Genomic DNA, 16479 nt, shown 5'->3' on the forward strand with positions numbered 1-16479 from the left:
CGCCGGCGCCGAACAGCATGCCGCCGGCCCCGCCCGCCCCGCCGGCGCTGCCGACATCGTTGGAGGAAACACCCGCGGCGCCGCCGGCGCCGCCGACACCGAACAGTCCGGCCTGGCCGCCGGCGCCGCCGGCGCCGCCGACGGCGCCGGCCGTTCCCCCGAGCCCCCCACTGCCGCCATTGCCGACGAGCATGCCGCCGGCGCCGCCGGCACCGCCGGCGCCGGCGGAGTTGACCGAGAACCCGCCCGTGCCACCGGCTCCGCCGGTGCCGAACAGGCCCGCCGCGCCACCGGTTCCGCCGGCGCCGCTGGGCGCGGTCCCGCCCGTCATGGCGCCGCCGTTGCCGCCGGCCCCGGCGGTGCCGCCGAAGAGCCCGGCTGCCCCGCCGTTACCTCCCTTTTGCCCCGCCGCGCCCGATCCGCCGTTACCGCCGTTGCCGAACAGGATTCCGCCGTCGCCGCCGTTGTTGCCGCTGCCCGGCGCGCCGTTGGCGCCGTTGCCGATCAGTGGCCGCGCGAACAGGATCTGGGTGGGTGCGTTCACCGCGTTGAGGAGATCCTGTTCCACGGTTTGTAGCGGCGAGACGCTGGCGGCTTCGGTGCCGCCGTAAGAACTTGCGGCTGCGGCCAGGGTGCTCACAAATTGGTCGTGAAACGTCTTTGCCTGCGCGCTCAGCGCTTGGTAGGCGGCGCCCTCATTGGCGAAAAGTGTTGCGATGGCGGCGGATACGTCGTCCGCGGCGGGTGGCAGCACGCCGGTTGTCGCGGCTGCGGCGGCCAGGTCGGCCTGGCTGACCGCTGTGCCGATGCTGGCCAGATGAGCAGTCGCGACTGCCATTTCGTCCGGCATGGTCACCAGAAAAGACATAGGTTTCCCCCCTTATTGCGTCGCGCCGGCAGTCCCCGGGAGGCCGAAAAGCAGTCCGCCGCCGCCGCCGGCGCCACCATTGCCGTTGGTGGTGACCGAGTTGCCGCCGTTGCCGCCGTTGCCGCCGTTGCCGGCCAACTGGGCGTTGCCGCCGTTTCCGCCATTGCCGCCATGGCCACCGCCGATGATTCCTTCGCCGCCGGCTCCTCCGGCGCCGCCGGAGCCGATCAGCCCGGCTTTGCCGCCGGCTCCGCCGGTCCCGCCGGAGCCCCCAAGACCGCCGGCTCCGCCCGCGCCGCCGTCGCCGTCGAGCATGCCGCCGGCGCCGCCGGCTCCACCCGCTCCACCGAGCGTGCCGCCGGCGCCGCCCGCGCCGCCGGCTCCGCCGGTGCCGAAGAACCGGGCAGCGCCGCCGGCACCGCCGATCGCGCCGGTGCCGGGTCCTGATTGACCGCCGACTCCGCCCGCGCCGCCGTCACCGAACAGCCCGGATTGTCCGCCGCCCCCGCCGATCCCGGCGCCTGCTGTAACGGCAAGCCCGCCGTTGCCGCCGGTTCCGCCATCGCCGGAGAACAAGGCGGCGTTGCCGCCGTTACCGCCGGCTCCGCCGGTGGCGGCCTGTGAACCGCCGCCGTTGCCGCCGGCGCCGCCGTTGCCCGAGATCCAGCCGGCGTTGCCGCCCGCACCGGCGGCGCCCCCGTCGCCCCCGGCGACGTTCTGCGAGAAGCCGCCGGCACCGCCGGCGCCGCCGTCACCGGAGAACATTCCCCCACTGCCGCCGGCGCCACCGGCGCCACCGGCGCTGGCGGCGCCGGTGGCGGTCCCCCCCGCTCCGCCCGCGCCACCGGTGCCGAACAGGCCGGCGGAACCCCCCGCTCCGCCGGCACCTGCCGCACTGTTGGCCGCCGCCGACATCCCGCCGGCGCCGCCCGCACCACCAGCGCCGAAGAGCCCGGCGTGACCGCCGGCTCCGCCGGCGCCACCATCAGCGTTCGCCGACCCGCCGTTGAGGTTGCCGATTCCGCCGGCGCCGCCGATTCCGCCATTGCCGGACAGCATGCCGGCGGCCCCGCCGGCGCCCCCCGCGCCGCCCGTACTGAGCGCGCTATTGCCACCGGCGCCACCGGCACCGCCCGACCCGAACAACCCGGCATGACCGCCGGCGCCGCCGCCCCCCGCGACGCTGATGCTGTTGCCGGCGGCGCCACCGGCCCCGCCAGCGCCGTAAAGTAAGCCGCCGGCGCCACCGCTTCCGCCGACGCCGCTGCGGCCATTGGCGGCGACCCCGGACGCGCCACCCGCCCCGCCGGTGCCGAACAGTCCGGCGGCGCCGCCGTTGCCGCCGGCACCGCTGGCCAACCCGAGCAGTGAACTCCCGCCGGCTCCGCCGGCTCCGGCGGTCCCGCCGAAGAGCCCGGCTGCCCCGCCGTTACCTCCCTTTAGGCCCGGTGCTCCAGAACCGCCGTTGCCGCCGTTGCCGAACAGGATTCCGCCGTCGCCGCCATTGTTGCCGCTGCCGGGTGCGCCGTTGGCACCGTTGCCGATCAGTGGCCGCGCGAACAGGATCTGGGTGGGCGCGTTGACGGCGTTGAGCAGATCCTGTTCCAGGGTCTGCAGCGGCGAGACGCTGGCGGCTTCGGTGCTGCCGTAAGAGCCCGCGGCCGCGGCCAGGGTGCTCACGAATTTGTCGTGAAAGGCCTTTGCCTGGACGCTCAGGGCTTGATAGGCGGCGCCTTCGTTGGCGAAAAGCGTTGCGATGGCGCCGGATACGTCATCGGCAGCGGCTGGCAGCAGGCCGGTTGTCGCGGCCGCGGCCGCCGAGTTCGCCTGGCTGACCGCCGTCCCAATGCCGGCCAAGTTTGCCGTCGTCGCCGCCATCATGTCCGGCATTGCCATCAAGAAGGACACGCCACACCTCCGCGCTAGCGGCTCGAACTGACGATCAGCCGGTTACCGGGCCGTCGCGCAACGTAACAAGTCAGCGAGTGCTGGTCTTGGCTTTCAGCTGATCCGAAGGTAATTGCCAGGTAGTTCAGGTTGGGCACAAGGAGCTCGAAGACTTCTGCTCCAAGAATTGAACAAGGATCCGGCAAGTGCGACGGCCGATGGTGATGGCGCCGAAAGGTTCGGCAACGCAAACGAACACACGATCAAGGAGTGATCCGCCATGCCCAATTCATCGACACTGCCCATCGAAGACGACGTGCCGGCATCGCCGGTCGACGCCATCGAATTGCGGCGCTCCGCAACGCTGATCACCGAACAAGAGGTGCTGCTGGCCAGCGCGGTCGCGTTGTCGTCAGCGCCTCGCCGGCGCGGTGTCTTCGCGGCTATCCGGAGCCTGTTGGTCGCCTCCGCGGATGCGCCCCGCCGGGAGCGGCGCCACTACCCGCCCCGGCACGCGTTCCTCGAGGATTCGCGCATGGCGCGCGAAATGCACCGGCTGTGACTGATGGGCCGCTTCAGACCCGCGCGGCGCTGGCGGCCGCGCGGTCTAATTCCCAATAGGCGCGTAGGGCCACCAGCTGTCCGTTTTCGTTGGCCCGGTAGGTGAATACGCCTTCCGCGGTTATTCGATAGTCGCCCGTGGTGATGAGGATATGCCCGACGTTGGCTTCCTCGTTGCCGCATTGATAGGTCTTCTGAAAAAAGAACTCGATCTTGCCGGTGGGTGCGATGGCCATGTCCCAGAAGGCTGATATCGCCGCCTTGCCGCGGTGTCCCTTGCCTTCGGGATCGAAATGCGATGGGCCGATGGGGTCTTCGACGATAGCGTCGTCGGCGAACACCGCCAGCCAGGCTTCCTTGTCGCGGGCTTGCACCGCCTCGCGGGAGCGACGGCCGGCCTCGTGAGCGGGGTGCTTGACTTCGAGGGTGGTCATGCGTCTTGCCAGCCGGAGTGAATGTAGGTGTCGGCGAAGCGTTTCAGCGATTCCTGCTTCTTGTCCAGCGGCGCGTCAAAGCCCAGGCCTTCGAAGATCCACGGGATGGTGATGTAGTCGGTGACACCGATCTCGGCAAGCTCGCGATGCCCGTCCACCCCGAACTTGTCCATGCACACGGCCTGGAACTCGAAGGGCTGGTCGGCCTTTCCGTACTCGGTGCGCAATTTGTTGATTTTGCCGATGGTTTCGGACAGTTGGTCGCCGGTCATCATGGCGCTGGTCCAGCCGTCACCGATGCGGGCCGCGCGCTTGAGTGCCACGTCGGTGTGGCCGCCGACGTAGAACGGAACCGGCTTGCTGGGCGCCGGACTCATCTGCAGGCGGTCGAAATCATAGAATTCGCCGTGGAATTCGACCATGCCGCCGGCCAACACCAGCTTGATGACTTCGATCATCTCGTCGACGCGTTTGCCGCGGCGTTGGTAAGGCACCCCGCACCACTCGAATTCCTCTGGCGCCCAACCGATTCCGACGCCGAAGCCGAAGCGATTGCTGGTCAGGTTGGCTACCGATCCCACTTGGCGGGCCAGCAGCAGCGGGTTTCGCGATCCGAGCTTCATCACGTTGGTGTAGAACCGCAGGGTCGAGGTGACCGCGCCCATTGCACCCGCCAGGATCAGCGGGTCGACCCAGGGTGTGTCTTCGTCGAACATCCGCTTGCCGTCGGCGGTGTACGGATAGTCAACGGACTGCTTCTCGAAATAGAAGATCGAATCAGGCAGTGCGATCGAGTCGAATCCGACTTCCTCTGCCGTCTTGGCGAGATCGATCATCTGGTCGATCGGGCCCATCGCAATACTGAGGGTGTACTTCATGCGGTCGGTCACGGTTTGTCCTTTCCGACAACCCACATCGAGTAGTACTGCGAGCCGCCGCCGTAGGCGTGTCCCAATGCTTTTCTGACGTTCGGGACCTGATGGTCGCCGCCCTTGCCCATCACCTGAATTGCCGCCTCCGCGAAGCGAATCAGGCCCGAGGCGCCGATCGGGTTCGAGGACAGCACGCCGCCGGACGGGTTGACCGGCAGCCGTCCGCCGATCGCGGTTTCGCCGGCCTCGGTGAGTTTCCAGCCTTCGCCCTCGGGGGCAAACCCGAGATTCTCCAACCACATCGGCTCGAACCAGGAGAACGGCACATAGATTTCCGCGGCGTCGATCTCGTCGATCGGGCTGGTGATTCCGGCTGCCTTCCACAGCGCTGCCGCGGCGTCGCGGCCGGCCTGCGGGCTGACCTGGTCGCGGCCGGAGAACTGCAGCGGCTCGGTGCGCAGCGCGGTGGCATGGATCCAGGCCACCGGGTGTCCTTGTGCCAGGCGGGCATCGGCGATTTCCTCGTTGCCGATCACGACCGCGCAGGCACCGTCTGAGGACGGGCAGGTTTCGTCGTAGCGGATCGGGTCCCACAGCATGGGGGACTGCATCACCTTCTCGACGGTGATGTCGGGCTGGTGCAGGTGCGCCAGCGGGTTGCGGGCCCCGTTGAGCCGGTCCTTGGTCGCGACGATGGCGCCGATGTGCGTCGGCGCCCCGGAGCGGCGGATGTAGGACCGAACGTGCGGCGCGAAGTACCCGCCCGCCCCGGCACCGACGGGCTTGATGAACGGGATCGGAATCGACAGCGCCCACATGGCATTGGATTCCGACTGCTTCTCCCACGCCATCGCCAGCACGCGGCGGTACTTGCCGGACTGCACCAGGCTGGCCGCCACCACGCCGGTGGATCCGCCGACCGAACCCGCGGTGTGCACCCGGATCAGCGGCTTGCCGGTGGCGCCCATGGCGTCGACCATGAACAGCTCGGGCATCATGACACCCTCGAAGAAGTCGGGTGCCTTGCCGACCACGATGGCGTCGATGTCGTCGAAGGTGGAGTCGGAATCTTGCAGCGCTTTGTCGATGGCCTCGCGCACCATGCCGTTCATCGAAACGTCTTGGCGCTTGGCGACATACTTCGTTTGGCCGGTGCCGAGTACCGCGGCGAGCTGTGCCGTTGCGCCGGCCATCAGATCTGTCCTTCCATGACCGCGACCAGGTTCTGTTGCAGCGCAGGGCCGCTGGTCGCGTGGGCGAGCACCTTGTTCGCGGAGCCGTTCCAGATGTGTTGTGCGGCAAAGCCGATGCGCTCCAGGCCGGCGACGAACATCGGGTTGGCCGCCAGCGCACCGCCGGACGGATTGACCTTCGTCTGTTCGGTCAGGCCGATGGCTTCGGCGAGGATCAGGTGCTGGTGGCTGAACGGCGCGTGGATTTCGGCGACGTCGATCCCGGTGTCGCCACCGGCGGCTTTGGCAGAAGTCGCGGTGGACGGCGAGGTGGTGATGTCGCGCACGCCGAGCGAGGGGGACTCGATTCGGTGCTCGATTCCCGTTATCCAGGCCGGCTTTTCGCGCAACTCCCGGGCGCGGTCGTCGGCGGCGAGCACGATCGCGGCGGCGCCGTCGGTGATCGGCGCGATGTCGTGCCGGCGCAGCGGGTCGTTGAAAAACGGCCGGGCGAGCAGCTCGTCGATGCTCTTGGCCGGCTTCTCGGAGTCGTTGCGTTCGGCGTGGGCGAACGAGTCGAGCGCTACTTGCGCCATCTGCTCATGCGTCCACTTACCTTGGTCCAGGCCGATGCGGGCCTGCAGCCCGGCCATCGACACCGAGTCCGGCCACAGCGGCGCGACGGTGTACGGGTCGGTCTGGCGGGACAGGATCTGCCTCAAGATGCCGGCCGAGGACTTGCCGAAGCCGTAGACCAGCGCGGTGTCGACTTCGCCGGTGAGGATCTTGATGTAGGCCTCGTAGAGTGCCCACGCGGCGTCCATCTCGACGTGCGATTCGTTGATCGGCGGGACGGCGCCGATCGAGTCGATGGCCGAGATGAACGAAAATGCCCGTCCGGCAAGGTAATCCGACGAGCCGGAGCACCAGAAGCCGATGTCCTTCTGGCTGATGCCCAGTTCTTCGTAGAGCTGGGCGAAACACGGCATCAACATCTCGACGCCGTTGGTGGTGCCGTCGGTGCGGCGGACGTGCGGGGCGTGGGCGAAGCCGACCACCGCGACATTGCGAGTGCTCATATTGCTTTGGGGCCCCTTACAGGTGGTGTTTGTAGGTGTCGTACTCGGCGTCCGGTTCGCCGGTGGGCCGGAAGTATTCGATGTTGTCGATGCCAAAGCCCCACTCCTCGCGGGGTTTCCACACCGCTTCCACACGCATGCCCATCCGGACCTCGTGCGCGTCGACGTCGGCGACCAGGTGCAGGACCGGGATGTCGGCGCCGTCGAGCAACACATAGGCGGCCACGTACGGCGGCTTGATGCGCTGGCCCTGGAACGGGATGTTGATGATCGCGAAGGTGGTGACGGTGGCTTTGTCGGACAGCTCGACGAACTCGGTGGTCGGCTGGCCGGTGGCCGGGTCGGCGCCGTGGGGTGGGAAATAGACCTTGCCATGTTCGCCGGTCTTGGCGCCGAGCAGTTTGCCCTCGGCGATGGCGCGCAGGTAGGCGCTTTCCTCGTGAGAGGCGGTGTGCTGGATGGTCAGCTGGATCGGGGTGACGATCATGGTCACCGGGTCCTGGTCCTTATCGGGCTGTTCGCCTTCGGGTTCGGCGTCTTCGCCCAGCTTGAAGTAGGCGATGTCGGTGATGGCGCCCTGAGTTTCGTCGGCCCAGTGCACGTGCACGCGGGCGCCGGTGCTGATCGCGTCGGGATTCCCAGCGTCGACCGCATGCATGAGCAGCGTGTCGGCGCCGTCCAGCTTGATCAGCGCCCAGGCGAAGGGCTTAACGAGCGGCTGGCCCGGTAGCGGGTCGGGTTGCCAGGTCCACGATGCGACGGTGCCGACGCTGGCCACCGGTACCATCTCGCCCAGCGGTTCATAGCTGACCGGGTCGTATTCCGCCGGCGGCACATGCACCCGGCCATCGGTTCCGCGGACACCCAGAATGCGGCGCTCGCGCAACGCGGTGAAGAACCTGCCTAGCGTGGGACCTACCGAACGGGTGTAGTCGAAGGACAACGTCAACGGCGCGGAGAGGGGCGGCTCAGGGTGATCGATCAGGGTCGGGCCGCTCGAACTGGCTGTCACGCCTTCGAGTAGAACAGGTTCTAAGAATCGTTTCAACATCCGCATATAGAAGGCCCTTCGCGGGGGCCTCGAGGAGGCAGCTATGAAGCTCGGACTGCAACTCGGTTACTGGGGCGCGCAGCCGCCGGACAACACCGCCGAATTCGTCGCCGCCGCCGAAGACGCGGGATTCGATGCCGTGTTCACCGCCGAGGCGTGGGGATCCGACGCCTACACACCGCTGGCCTGGTGGGGTTCGTCGACTTCTCGGGTGCGGCTGGGCACCTCGGTGGTACAGCTGTCCGCCCGCACACCGACGGCCTGCGCGATGGCCGCGCTGACGCTGGATCACCTGTCCGGTGGCCGGCACATTCTGGGGCTGGGGGTGTCCGGGCCGCAGGTGGTGGAGGGTTGGTACGGCGCAAAGTTTCCCAAGCCGCTGGCCCGCACGCGCGAATACATCGACATCATCCGGCAGGTGTGGGCCCGTTCGGCGCCCGTCACCAGTGCCGGTCCGCACTACCCGTTGCCGTTGACCGGTTCTGGGACAACCGGACTGGGCAAGGCGCTGAAGCCGATCACCCATCCGCTGCGCGCCGACATCCCGATCATGCTGGGCGCCGAGGGGCCCAAGAACGTCGCGCTGGCCGCCGAGATCTGCGACGGCTGGCTGCCCATCTTCTACTCGCCGCGGATGGCCGACATGTACAACGAATGGCTCGACGAGGGATTCGCCCGGCCGGGTGCGCGGCGTTCGCGCGAGGACTTCGAGATCTGCGCGACGGCGCAGATCGTCGTCACCGAGGACCGGTCTGCGGCGTTTACCGCCATCAAACCGTTCCTTGCGCTGTATATGGGCGGCATGGGTGCCGAAGACACCAACTTCCACGCCGACGTCTACCGGCGCATGGGCTACGCGGAAGTGGTCGACGAGGTGACCGCTCTGTTCCGTTCACAGCAGAAGGACAAAGCCGCGGAGGTGATCCCCGACGAACTCGTCGACGACGCGATGATCGTCGGCGACCTGGACTACGTGCGTAAGCAGATCGCGGCCTGGGAGGCGTCGGGCGTGACCATGATGGTGGTGGCCGCTCGCAGCGTTGATCAGGTACGCGACTTGGCGGCGCTGGTCTAGCGCCGGTCCTTGCCAGGGCGGTAGAACGCGTTCTAGATTGGCTCGATGGCAGCGTCACAACACACCATCGCGGGCACGGTACTCACGATGCCGGTGCAGATCCGCAAAGCCACTCAGCACATGGCGATGTTTTCGGTGGACGCCGACGCCGCCCAGCGGATGATCGACTACAGCGGTCTGCAGGTGGCCCGGTTTCTGCCCGGGCGCGCCGCGGTGGTTCTGGTACTCGCGCATTTCATCGACGGCGACCTGGGCGAGTACCACGAGTTGAGCACCAATGTGATGGTCAATCAGCCAGGTTCGGCTGCGTCGGGGTTGCGCGCGCTGCAGTCCGCCTTCGTGCATCAGATGCTGGTCGACCAGGCATTCACTTTGGAAGCGGGACGAACGATTTGGGGATTCCCGAAAGTGATGGCCGAGTTCGCGATTCGTTCGGGCGGTGAGCTGGCCGTCGAGGTGCGCGCCGACGGCCGGCTCTTGGTCGACATGGAATTCGCTCGCGCGCTGCCGATTCCGTCGGCGCTGGATTCCCGCGAGCAGCAGCTGCGCTCTTATGCGCATCGTGAGGGCCATACGTTGGAGACGGCATACACGATGACCTCGTCGGGTTCACGCTACCGGCCGGGCGGCGTGCGGCTGCAGCTCGGCGATCACCCCTACGCCAAAGAGCTTGCTTCGCTGGGCCTTCCGAAGCGCGCGATGATGTCCAGCTCGGCTGCCAATGTACAGATGACTTTCGGCGACGCTCAGGAGATTTCATGACCTTGACCGAATTGCAGACCAGGCCCGACATCGATCTGACCGACGGCACGTTCTACGGCAGCCGCGAGGCGCGCGCGGCGTATCGCTGGATGCGCGCGCATGAGCCGGTGTTTCGGGACCGCAACGGGCTGGCGGCGGCTTCGACCTACCAGGCCGTGATCGACGCCGAACGGCAGCCGGAGTTGTTCTCCAACGCCGGCGGTATCCGGCCCGACCAGGACGCCCTGCCGATGATGATCGACATGGACGACCCCGCACATCTGTTGCGGCGCAAGCTCGTCAATGCCGGTTTTACCCGCAAGCGAGTGAAGGACAAGGAAGCTTCGATCAATGCGCTGTGCGACACGCTGATCGACGCGGTGTGCGAACGCGGCGAGTGCGACTTCGTGCGCGATCTGGCCGCGCCGCTGCCCATGGCGGTGATCGGCGACATGCTCGGGGTGCGTCCAGAGCAGCGGGAAATGTTCCTGCGCTGGTCCGACGATCTGGTGACATTCCTGAGTTCCCATGTTTCCGAAGAGGATTTCCAGGTCACCATCGACGCGTTCGCGGCCTACAACGATTTCACCCGGGGCACGATCGCGGCGCGTCGCGCTGAGCCGACCGACGACTTGGTGAGCGCGCTGGTGAGTTCTGAAGTCGACGGAGAGCGGCTGTCCGACGACGAGCTGATCATGGAGACGCTGCTGATTCTGATCGGTGGCGACGAGACCACCCGGCACACGTTGAGCGGCGGTACTGAGCAATTGCTGCGCAACCGCGATCAGTGGGAGCTGGTGCAGCGCGACCCGTCATTGCTGCCCGGGGCCATCGAGGAGATGCTGCGCTGGACGGCGCCGGTGAAGAACATGTGCCGGATGCTGACGCGGGATGCCGACTTCCATGGCACGGCGCTGCGTGAGGGCGAGAAGATGATGCTGCTCTTCGAGTCGGCGAACTTCGACGAGACCGTGTTCGATCAGCCGGAGAAGTTCGACGTGCAGCGAAACCCGAACAGCCACTTGGCGTTTGGCTTCGGTACGCATTTCTGCCTGGGCAATCAGCTGGCCAGGCTGGAGCTGTCGATCATGACGGGCAAAGTGCTGCAGCGGCTTCCGGACTTGCGGCTGGCCGTTGCTGATTCGTCCTTGCCGCTGCGGCCGGCGAACTTCGTGTCCGGGCTGGAGTCGATGCCGGTGGTGTTCACGCCGACCGCGCCACTGGGCTGAGCTCGGCGGGTTCGGCTGATTCGGCGCGTCCAGGCCGTCGCAACCCGTCCTCGGACCCCGCCCGCGGTGTCCTCGGCCGTAACCCGGATGACGATCCAGCCCAGGTCCGAGAGCGCGTCGAAACGTGCGATGTCCCGGTTGAATTGGCGTCGGTCGGTTCGATGGTGGTCGCCTTCATACTCCACCGCTATCTTGACGTCTGCCCAACCCATATCGAGCACGGCGACCAACTCGCCGTAGTCGCCGTACACCGGGATCTGGGTCTGCGGCTTCGGGTAGCCGTCGTCGATGAGCAGTAGCCGCAGCCAGGTCTCTCTTGGCGACTCGGCACCGCCGTCGACCAGGGTGAGGGCGTGTCGTGCCCTTCTGATGTTGCGGTGGCCTTTGTAGCGGTCGGTCAGTTGCTTGGCTGCCTCGATGTCTTGCTTGGTGGCTCGGGTAAGGGCGTCGATGGCCGCCACTGCCTTGCCGAGCGGGTAGCGGCCGGCCAGGTCGAATGCGGTGCGGGCCGGTGTGGTTGCGGGTAGGCCGGACACGAGCTGGATTTCGTCAGGCGCCAGGCGATCCGACCAGGTTGTGATGCCCTGCGGTGGACGGCGGTATGCGTACAGCAGCTGGGCCGGCTGGCGTGGGTCGACCCATTTCGCGCCGTGCAGCGCCGCCGCGGATTCTCCCGCGATGACGCCGCGCCGGCGCGACCACAGCCAGGCCGCGTGGGCCCGGGTTATGGCGGTCAGGCCGGCGTCGGGGGCGTCGGGGGCGTCGGGGTTGAGGTAGACGTCGGGATGCAGGGCGCGGTATCGGCTTCTCAGTTGATACGGCGTGAGGGCGCCGGAGGCGACGGCTTCGCTACCGATAAACGGTTGGTACATGGGGGCAGTGTGGCGTGGGGCGCCGACAGGTTCGCCGAACGTGCGCTGGGTGCGAAAAAACGCGCGGATTTTCGCGGTGAGTGCTCGCTCGGCGCGAGGCGCTAGCGGTTCTGGAAGTTGGGCTTGCGCTTTTCGGCGAACGCGCGCGGGCCTTCTTTAGCGTCGTCGGACAGGAACACCTGAATGCCGATCTGGGTGTCGGTCTTGAACGCCTCGTTCTCGTGCATGCCCTCGGTCTCGCGAATCGTGCGCAGAATCGCCTGGACCGCCAGCGGGCCGTTGTTCTCGATGATCTCGGCGAGCTCGAGCGCCTTCGTCAGCGCCTGGCCGTCGGGCACCACATGACCGATCAGGCCCATCTCCTTGGCCTCGGCGGCGGTGATGTGCCGTCCGGTCAACAGCAGGTCACACGCCACGGTGTAGGGAATCTGGCGCACCAGCCGCACGGCCGAGCCGCCCATCGGGTAGAGGCTCCACTTGGCCTCGGAGATGCCGAACTTGGCGCTTTCACCGGCGACGCGGATGTCGGTGCCCTGCAGGATTTCGGTGCCGCCGGCTATCGCCGGTCCTTCCACGGCGGCGATGAGCGGTTTGGTCAGTCGGCGACCCTTGAGCAGAGCGTCGATGCGCGACGGATCGTAGCTGCCGTCTTTGAAGGAATCGCCTGGCGGCTTCTGGGTTGCCGCCTTGAGGTCCATGCCGGCGCAGAAGTAGCCACCGGCGCCGGTCAGGATGCAGCACCGGATGTCCGGGTCGTTGTCGACACGGTCCCAGGCCTCGACCATGATCTGCATCATTTCGGTGCTCAGCGCGTTGCGCCGGTGTGGCCGGTTCATTGTGACGATGAGCGTGTGATTGCGCTGCTCGACCAGTGCGTCGGCTTCTGATGGTACGGATTCGTTTGCTGACGCTGCGGTCACTGGTGCTCCCTTGTGCTCGACAGTGGGCATGAGCTTGTCAAGAAATGTAACACGTTCTAATTTGGGTGCCGTGGCCCTGAATATTGCCGATCTCGCTGAGCACGCCATCGACGCTGTGCCTGACCGTGTCGCCCTCATCTGCGGTGACGAAAAGCTGACCTATGCGCAACTGGAAGAGAAAGCCAACCGGCTGGCGCACTACCTGATCGATCAGGGCGTCAAGCAGGACGACAAGGTTGGACTGTACTGCCGCAACCGCATCGAGATCGTCATCGCGATGCTGGGCATCGTCAAAGCGGGCGCCATCCTGGTCAACGTCAACTATCGGTACGTCGAGGGCGAACTTCGCTACCTGTTCGAGAACTCCGACATGGTTGCGCTGGTGCACGAGCGTCAGTACGCCGACCGGGTGGCCAACGTGCTGCCCGATACCCCGAACCTCAAGACGATCCTCGTGGTCGAGGACGGCAGCGACGCTGATTTTCAGCGCTACGGGGGAGTGGAGTTCTACTCCGCGATAGAGCAGGGATCGCCGGAGCGCGACTTCGGTGAGCGCAGCGCCGACGCCATCTACCTGCTGTACACCGGCGGCACCACCGGTTTCCCGAAGGGCGTGATGTGGCGCCACGAGGACATCTACCGGGTGCTGTTCGGCGGAACCGATTTTGCGACGGGCGAATTCGTCAAGGACGAGTACGACCTCGCCAAGGCCGCGACGGCGAATCCGCCGATGATCCGCTACCCCATTCCGCCGATGATCCACGGCGCCACCCAGTCGGCCACCTGGATGTCGATCTTTTCCGGCCAAACCACCGTGCTGGCACCGGAATTCAACGCCGACGAGGTGTGGCGCACAATTCATGAGCACAAGGTGAACCTGCTGTTCTTCACCGGCGACGCGATGGCGCGGCCGTTGCTCGACGCCCTGAGCGCCGCTAACGACTACGACCTGTCGTCGCTGTTCCTGCTGGCCAGCACGGCGGCGCTGTTCTCGCCGAGTATCAAGGAGAAACTGCTCGAGCTGCTGCCGAATCGGGTCATCACCGATTCGATTGGCTCGTCGGAGACCGGTTTTGGTGGCACCAGCATCGTCGCCGCCGGCGCCGCGCACAGCGGCGGTCCGCGGGTGAGCATCGACCACCGCACCGTCGTGCTCGACGAGGAGGGCAACGAGGTGCAGCCCGGCTCCGGCGTGCGCGGCTTCATTGCCAAGCGGGGCAACATTCCGGTGGGCTATTACAAGGACGAGAAGAAGACCGCCGAGACTTTCCGCACCATTAACGGTGTGCGCTACGCGATTCCGGGCGACTACGCGCAGGTCGAAGAAGACGGCACGGTGACGATGCTGGGCCGCGGCTCGGTGTCGATCAACAGCGGCGGTGAGAAGATCTACCCCGAAGAGGTCGAGGCGGCCCTGAAGGGGCACCCCGACATTTTCGACGCGCTGGTGGTCGGCGTGCCGGATCCGCGCTACGGCCAGCATGTGGCCGCCGTCGTGCAGGCCCGGGTTGGTTCTCGGCCTTCGCTGGCCGAGCTGGACAGCTTCGTGCGCTCGGAGATCGCGGGATACAAAGTGCCACGCAGCCTTTGGTTCGTCGACGAGGTGAAGCGTTCGCCGGCCGGCAAGCCGGACTACCGCTGGGCCAAGGAGCAGACCGAAGCGCGGCCCGCCGACGACGTGCATTCCGCGCACGTGGCAACTGGAGCGTGACGGACTTCGTCAAGGAGCACCCGGCGGCACCCGCTGGTTACTTTGCATGGGAAGCCGCAGGGCTGCAATGGCTTTCGGACGTCGACGGTGGCGTGTCGTGTGCCGAGATTGTCTCCGTGGACACGACGAGTCTGACGCTGCGCCGGCTTGATTCGGTGCCGCCGAGTGCTGCGGCGGCGGTCGTGTTCGGCGGCCGACTGGCTGTCACGCACGACGCGGGCGCACCGGCCTTCGGTGTGGGACCTGACGGCTGGGATGGGCCGGGGTTCTTCGGTCCGCTGTCGCAGCCGTTGCCGATGTCGTTGCGGGGTCATGCGAGTTGGGGTGGCTTCTACGCTTTGGAGCGGCTGATGCCGATGGCCGAGCTTGCGGCGCCGCGCCTCGACGCTTCGACCCGTGCGTCGGTTGACTCGGTTATTACACGTTGCCGCGCAGGTGATTTCGACGACGATGACTGGCCGGCGCGGCTGCACGGCGATTTGTGGGGCGGTAACGTCATGTGGACGCGTGACGGTGCGGTGCTGATTGACCCGGCCGCGCACGCCGGTCACCGCGAAAGCGACCTGGCGATGCTGGCGTTATTCGGCTGCCCGCACTATGAGGCGGTAATCGACGGCTATCAACGGGTGCGGGCGTTGAAACCCGGGTGGCGCAAGCGCATTGGGCTACACCAGCTGTATCCATTGCTGGCGCACGTGGTGCTGTTCGGCGGGGGACATGCACGGCGGACGCATGCCGTGGCTCGCGCAGTGCTGGACGCCTGACCCGAAGGTACCCGGACGCATCGGTCTGGCCGGTAGCGCGTTGGATGCTGTCGGCGCCCGCGGTGCCCGCGGCCGCTATCAGGGTAATCCGCCAGTGCCGCCGGTGCCTGCGGTACCGCCGCCGCCGCCGGTGCCGCCGGTGGCACCGGTGTTGGACCCGCCGGGGCTGCCGCCGGTGCCGTCGCTGCCGGATCCGCCTGCGTGACCACCAGCATCCCCGGAGCCGCCCTTGCCGCCCTTGCCGCCGGTGCCGCCGTCGCCGCCATCACCGCCGCTGCCGGTGCCGTTGCCGGTGCCACCGGCGCCACCGGTACCGCCGATGCCGCCGGCGCCACCAACCCCACCGGCATAGTTAATGCCTCCGGCACCGCCGACGCCACCAATCCCGCCATTGCCTCCGATGCCTCCGTCGCCGGCGTTGCCGTTACCGGTGCCGCCGGCGCCGCCTTTGCCGCCGTTTCCGCCGGCGGCGCTGCTTCCGCCGACGCCGCCTGCGCCGTAGAGAGAGTTGTTGCCGCCGGTTCCGCCGGTGCCTGCGTTGCCGCCAGCGCCGCCCTTTCCGCCGGTCCCGCCGCCGGAGCCGCCGATGCCGCCGTTGCCGCCGGTGCCGCCAGCGCCGGCGGCGCCGCCGGCGCCGCCGGTGGCGGTGCCGGTGCCGCTGTTGCCGGCGCCGTTGCCGCCGTTGCCGCCGGTGCCGCCGGCGCCACCGATGCCACCGGTGCCCCCGCCGGCGCCGCCGGCGCCGCCGATGCCGCCGCCGATGCCGCCGGTGCCGCCACTACCGCCGGTGCCGGTGCCGGTGCCGGTGCCACCGGCGCCGCCGGTACCGCCGATGCCGCCGGTACCGCCGGTGCCGCCGTTTTTACCGTTGTATGAGTTACCGCCCACGCCGCCGGCCCCGCCTTGGCCTCCGGTGCCGCCGTCTCCAGCGTTTCCGTTACCGGTGCCGCCGTTGCCGCCTTTGCCGGCGTTGCCACCCGCGGCGCCGTTGCCACCGGTGGCCGAGGTGCTGGCTGTGCCGCTGGTGGTGCCGCTCCCGCCGCCTGTCCCGCCGGTGCCTGCGGCGCCGCCGTCACCGCCCTTGCCACCGGTCCCGCCACCGGCGCCGCCAAGGCCGCCATCGCCGCCGAGGCCACCGGCGCCAGCATTGCCGCCGACGCCCGGGGTGACAGCGCCGAAAGCGTCAGCGCCGCCGCCGCCGTTGCCACCGGTGCCACCCGCCCCGCCGGCTCCGCCGGTGCCC

The 16479-nt window shown here is 67.8% G+C and carries 15 protein-coding genes and 1 pseudogene; 6 read left to right on the forward strand and 10 right to left on the reverse strand.

What is annotated here, in order from left to right; all coding sequences use genetic code 11:
• Positions 1-868 (reverse strand): PE family protein (locus BST12_RS26490; protein WP_139801961.1); only part of this gene is annotated, 868 nt, incomplete at its 3' end.
• 12 nt (positions 869-880) lie between these two features.
• Positions 881-2776: a PE family protein gene (locus BST12_RS26495; RefSeq protein WP_245850589.1), complete on the reverse strand. Its 1896-nt coding sequence runs from the start codon at positions 2774-2776 to the stop codon at positions 881-883.
• Positions 2777-3035: 259 nt separating this feature from the next.
• Between BST12_RS26495 and BST12_RS26500 the strand changes: the two genes are divergently transcribed.
• On the forward strand, positions 3036-3317 hold the full coding sequence (locus BST12_RS26500; RefSeq protein WP_083116186.1) for a hypothetical protein: 282 nt from the start codon (positions 3036-3038) through the stop codon (positions 3315-3317).
• Between the two features lie 13 nt (positions 3318-3330).
• On the opposite strand, the gene BST12_RS26505 is transcribed toward BST12_RS26500, so the two are convergent.
• Genes BST12_RS26505 through BST12_RS26525 form a run of 5 tightly spaced genes read right to left on the reverse strand, consistent with a single transcriptional unit; the run spans position 3331 to position 7885 of the window.
• A complete protein-coding gene (locus tag BST12_RS26505; protein WP_083116187.1) occupies positions 3331-3750 on the reverse strand; it encodes a nuclear transport factor 2 family protein in 420 nt (139 codons plus the stop codon).
• Positions 3747-4628: a TIGR03619 family F420-dependent LLM class oxidoreductase gene (locus BST12_RS26510; RefSeq protein WP_083116198.1), complete on the reverse strand. Its 882-nt coding sequence runs from the start codon at positions 4626-4628 to the stop codon at positions 3747-3749. Before BST12_RS26510 ends, BST12_RS26505 begins: the two co-directional genes overlap by 4 nt.
• A gap of 8 nt (positions 4629-4636) precedes the next feature.
• Positions 4637-5815 carry a thiolase domain-containing protein gene (locus BST12_RS26515; protein WP_083116188.1) on the reverse strand — a complete coding sequence of 393 codons (1179 nt, stop codon included), beginning with the start codon at positions 5813-5815 and terminating at the stop codon, positions 4637-4639.
• Positions 5815-6873 (reverse strand): thiolase domain-containing protein, encoded by a 1059-nt coding sequence (locus tag BST12_RS26520; protein ID WP_083116189.1) that lies wholly within the window; start codon positions 6871-6873, stop codon positions 5815-5817. The genes BST12_RS26515 and BST12_RS26520 overlap by 1 nt, the downstream gene beginning before the upstream one ends.
• A gap of 16 nt (positions 6874-6889) precedes the next feature.
• On the reverse strand, positions 6890-7885 hold the full coding sequence (locus BST12_RS26525) for a Zn-ribbon domain-containing OB-fold protein (protein WP_083116190.1): 996 nt from the start codon (positions 7883-7885) through the stop codon (positions 6890-6892).
• Positions 7886-7967: 82 nt separating this feature from the next.
• Here BST12_RS26525 and BST12_RS26530 point away from each other — a divergent pair, with 82 nt between their 5' ends.
• From BST12_RS26530 to BST12_RS26540, 3 genes are read left to right on the forward strand one after another with little or no spacing between them, the layout of a single operon-like run.
• On the forward strand, positions 7968-8999 hold the full coding sequence (locus tag BST12_RS26530; RefSeq protein WP_083116191.1) for an LLM class F420-dependent oxidoreductase: 1032 nt from the start codon (positions 7968-7970) through the stop codon (positions 8997-8999).
• Between the two features lie 45 nt (positions 9000-9044).
• Positions 9045-9761: an acetoacetate decarboxylase family protein gene (locus tag BST12_RS26535; RefSeq protein ID WP_083116192.1), complete on the forward strand. Its 717-nt coding sequence runs from the start codon at positions 9045-9047 to the stop codon at positions 9759-9761.
• Positions 9758-10969, forward strand: a complete 1212-nt coding sequence (locus BST12_RS26540) for a cytochrome P450 (protein ID WP_083116193.1) — start codon at positions 9758-9760, stop codon at positions 10967-10969. The genes BST12_RS26535 and BST12_RS26540 overlap by 4 nt, the downstream gene beginning before the upstream one ends.
• A gap of 20 nt (positions 10970-10989) precedes the next feature.
• Here BST12_RS26540 and BST12_RS26545 read toward each other — a convergent pair.
• Both BST12_RS26545 and BST12_RS26550 read right to left on the reverse strand, forming a co-directional pair.
• Positions 10990-11841, reverse strand: a pseudogene (locus tag BST12_RS26545) (hypothetical protein); the annotation flags it as partial.
• A gap of 101 nt (positions 11842-11942) precedes the next feature.
• Positions 11943-12677 carry a crotonase/enoyl-CoA hydratase family protein gene (locus tag BST12_RS26550; RefSeq protein ID WP_372511106.1) on the reverse strand — a complete coding sequence of 245 codons (735 nt, stop codon included), beginning with the start codon at positions 12675-12677 and terminating at the stop codon, positions 11943-11945.
• A gap of 112 nt (positions 12678-12789) precedes the next feature.
• On the opposite strand from BST12_RS26550, the gene BST12_RS26555 reads away from it, so the two are divergent.
• Complete coding sequence (locus BST12_RS26555) at positions 12790-14472, forward strand: acyl-CoA synthetase (RefSeq protein ID WP_083116195.1); 1683 nt, start codon at positions 12790-12792, stop codon at positions 14470-14472.
• Positions 14469-15236: a fructosamine kinase family protein gene (locus BST12_RS26560; protein WP_083116196.1), complete on the forward strand. Its 768-nt coding sequence runs from the start codon at positions 14469-14471 to the stop codon at positions 15234-15236. The genes BST12_RS26555 and BST12_RS26560 overlap by 4 nt, the downstream gene beginning before the upstream one ends.
• Before the next feature lie 78 nt (positions 15237-15314).
• Here the strand turns inward: BST12_RS26560 and BST12_RS32310 are convergent.
• Positions 15315-16479 (reverse strand): hypothetical protein (locus BST12_RS32310; protein ID WP_211281367.1); only part of this gene is annotated, 1165 nt, incomplete at its 5' end.

It is taken from the genome of Mycobacterium angelicum (assembly GCF_002086155.1).
Lineage (GTDB): Bacteria > Actinomycetota > Actinomycetes > Mycobacteriales > Mycobacteriaceae > Mycobacterium > Mycobacterium angelicum.

What these genes read in the sequence shown, in the direction of transcription:
- BST12_RS26500 (WP_083116186.1), top strand. Translation starts at nt 3,036, where the DNA reads ATGCCCAATTCATCGACACTGCCCATCGAAGACGACGTGCCGGCATCG.
- BST12_RS26505 (WP_083116187.1), bottom strand. Translation starts at nt 3,750, where the DNA reads ATGACCACCCTCGAAGTCAAGCACCCCGCTCACGAGGCCGGCCGTCGC.
- BST12_RS26510 (WP_083116198.1), bottom strand. Translation starts at nt 4,628, where the DNA reads ATGAAGTACACCCTCAGTATTGCGATGGGCCCGATCGACCAGATGATC.
- BST12_RS26515 (WP_083116188.1), bottom strand. Translation starts at nt 5,815, where the DNA reads ATGGCCGGCGCAACGGCACAGCTCGCCGCGGTACTCGGCACCGGCCAA.
- BST12_RS26520 (WP_083116189.1), bottom strand. Translation starts at nt 6,873, where the DNA reads ATGAGCACTCGCAATGTCGCGGTGGTCGGCTTCGCCCACGCCCCGCAC.
- BST12_RS26530 (WP_083116191.1), top strand. Translation starts at nt 7,968, where the DNA reads ATGAAGCTCGGACTGCAACTCGGTTACTGGGGCGCGCAGCCGCCGGAC.
- BST12_RS26535 (WP_083116192.1), top strand. Translation starts at nt 9,045, where the DNA reads ATGGCAGCGTCACAACACACCATCGCGGGCACGGTACTCACGATGCCG.
- BST12_RS26540 (WP_083116193.1), top strand. Translation starts at nt 9,758, where the DNA reads ATGACCTTGACCGAATTGCAGACCAGGCCCGACATCGATCTGACCGAC.
- BST12_RS26550 (WP_372511106.1), bottom strand. Translation starts at nt 12,677, where the DNA reads ATGAACCGGCCACACCGGCGCAACGCGCTGAGCACCGAAATGATGCAG.
- BST12_RS26555 (WP_083116195.1), top strand. Translation starts at nt 12,790, where the DNA reads ATGAGCTTGTCAAGAAATGTAACACGTTCTAATTTGGGTGCCGTGGCC.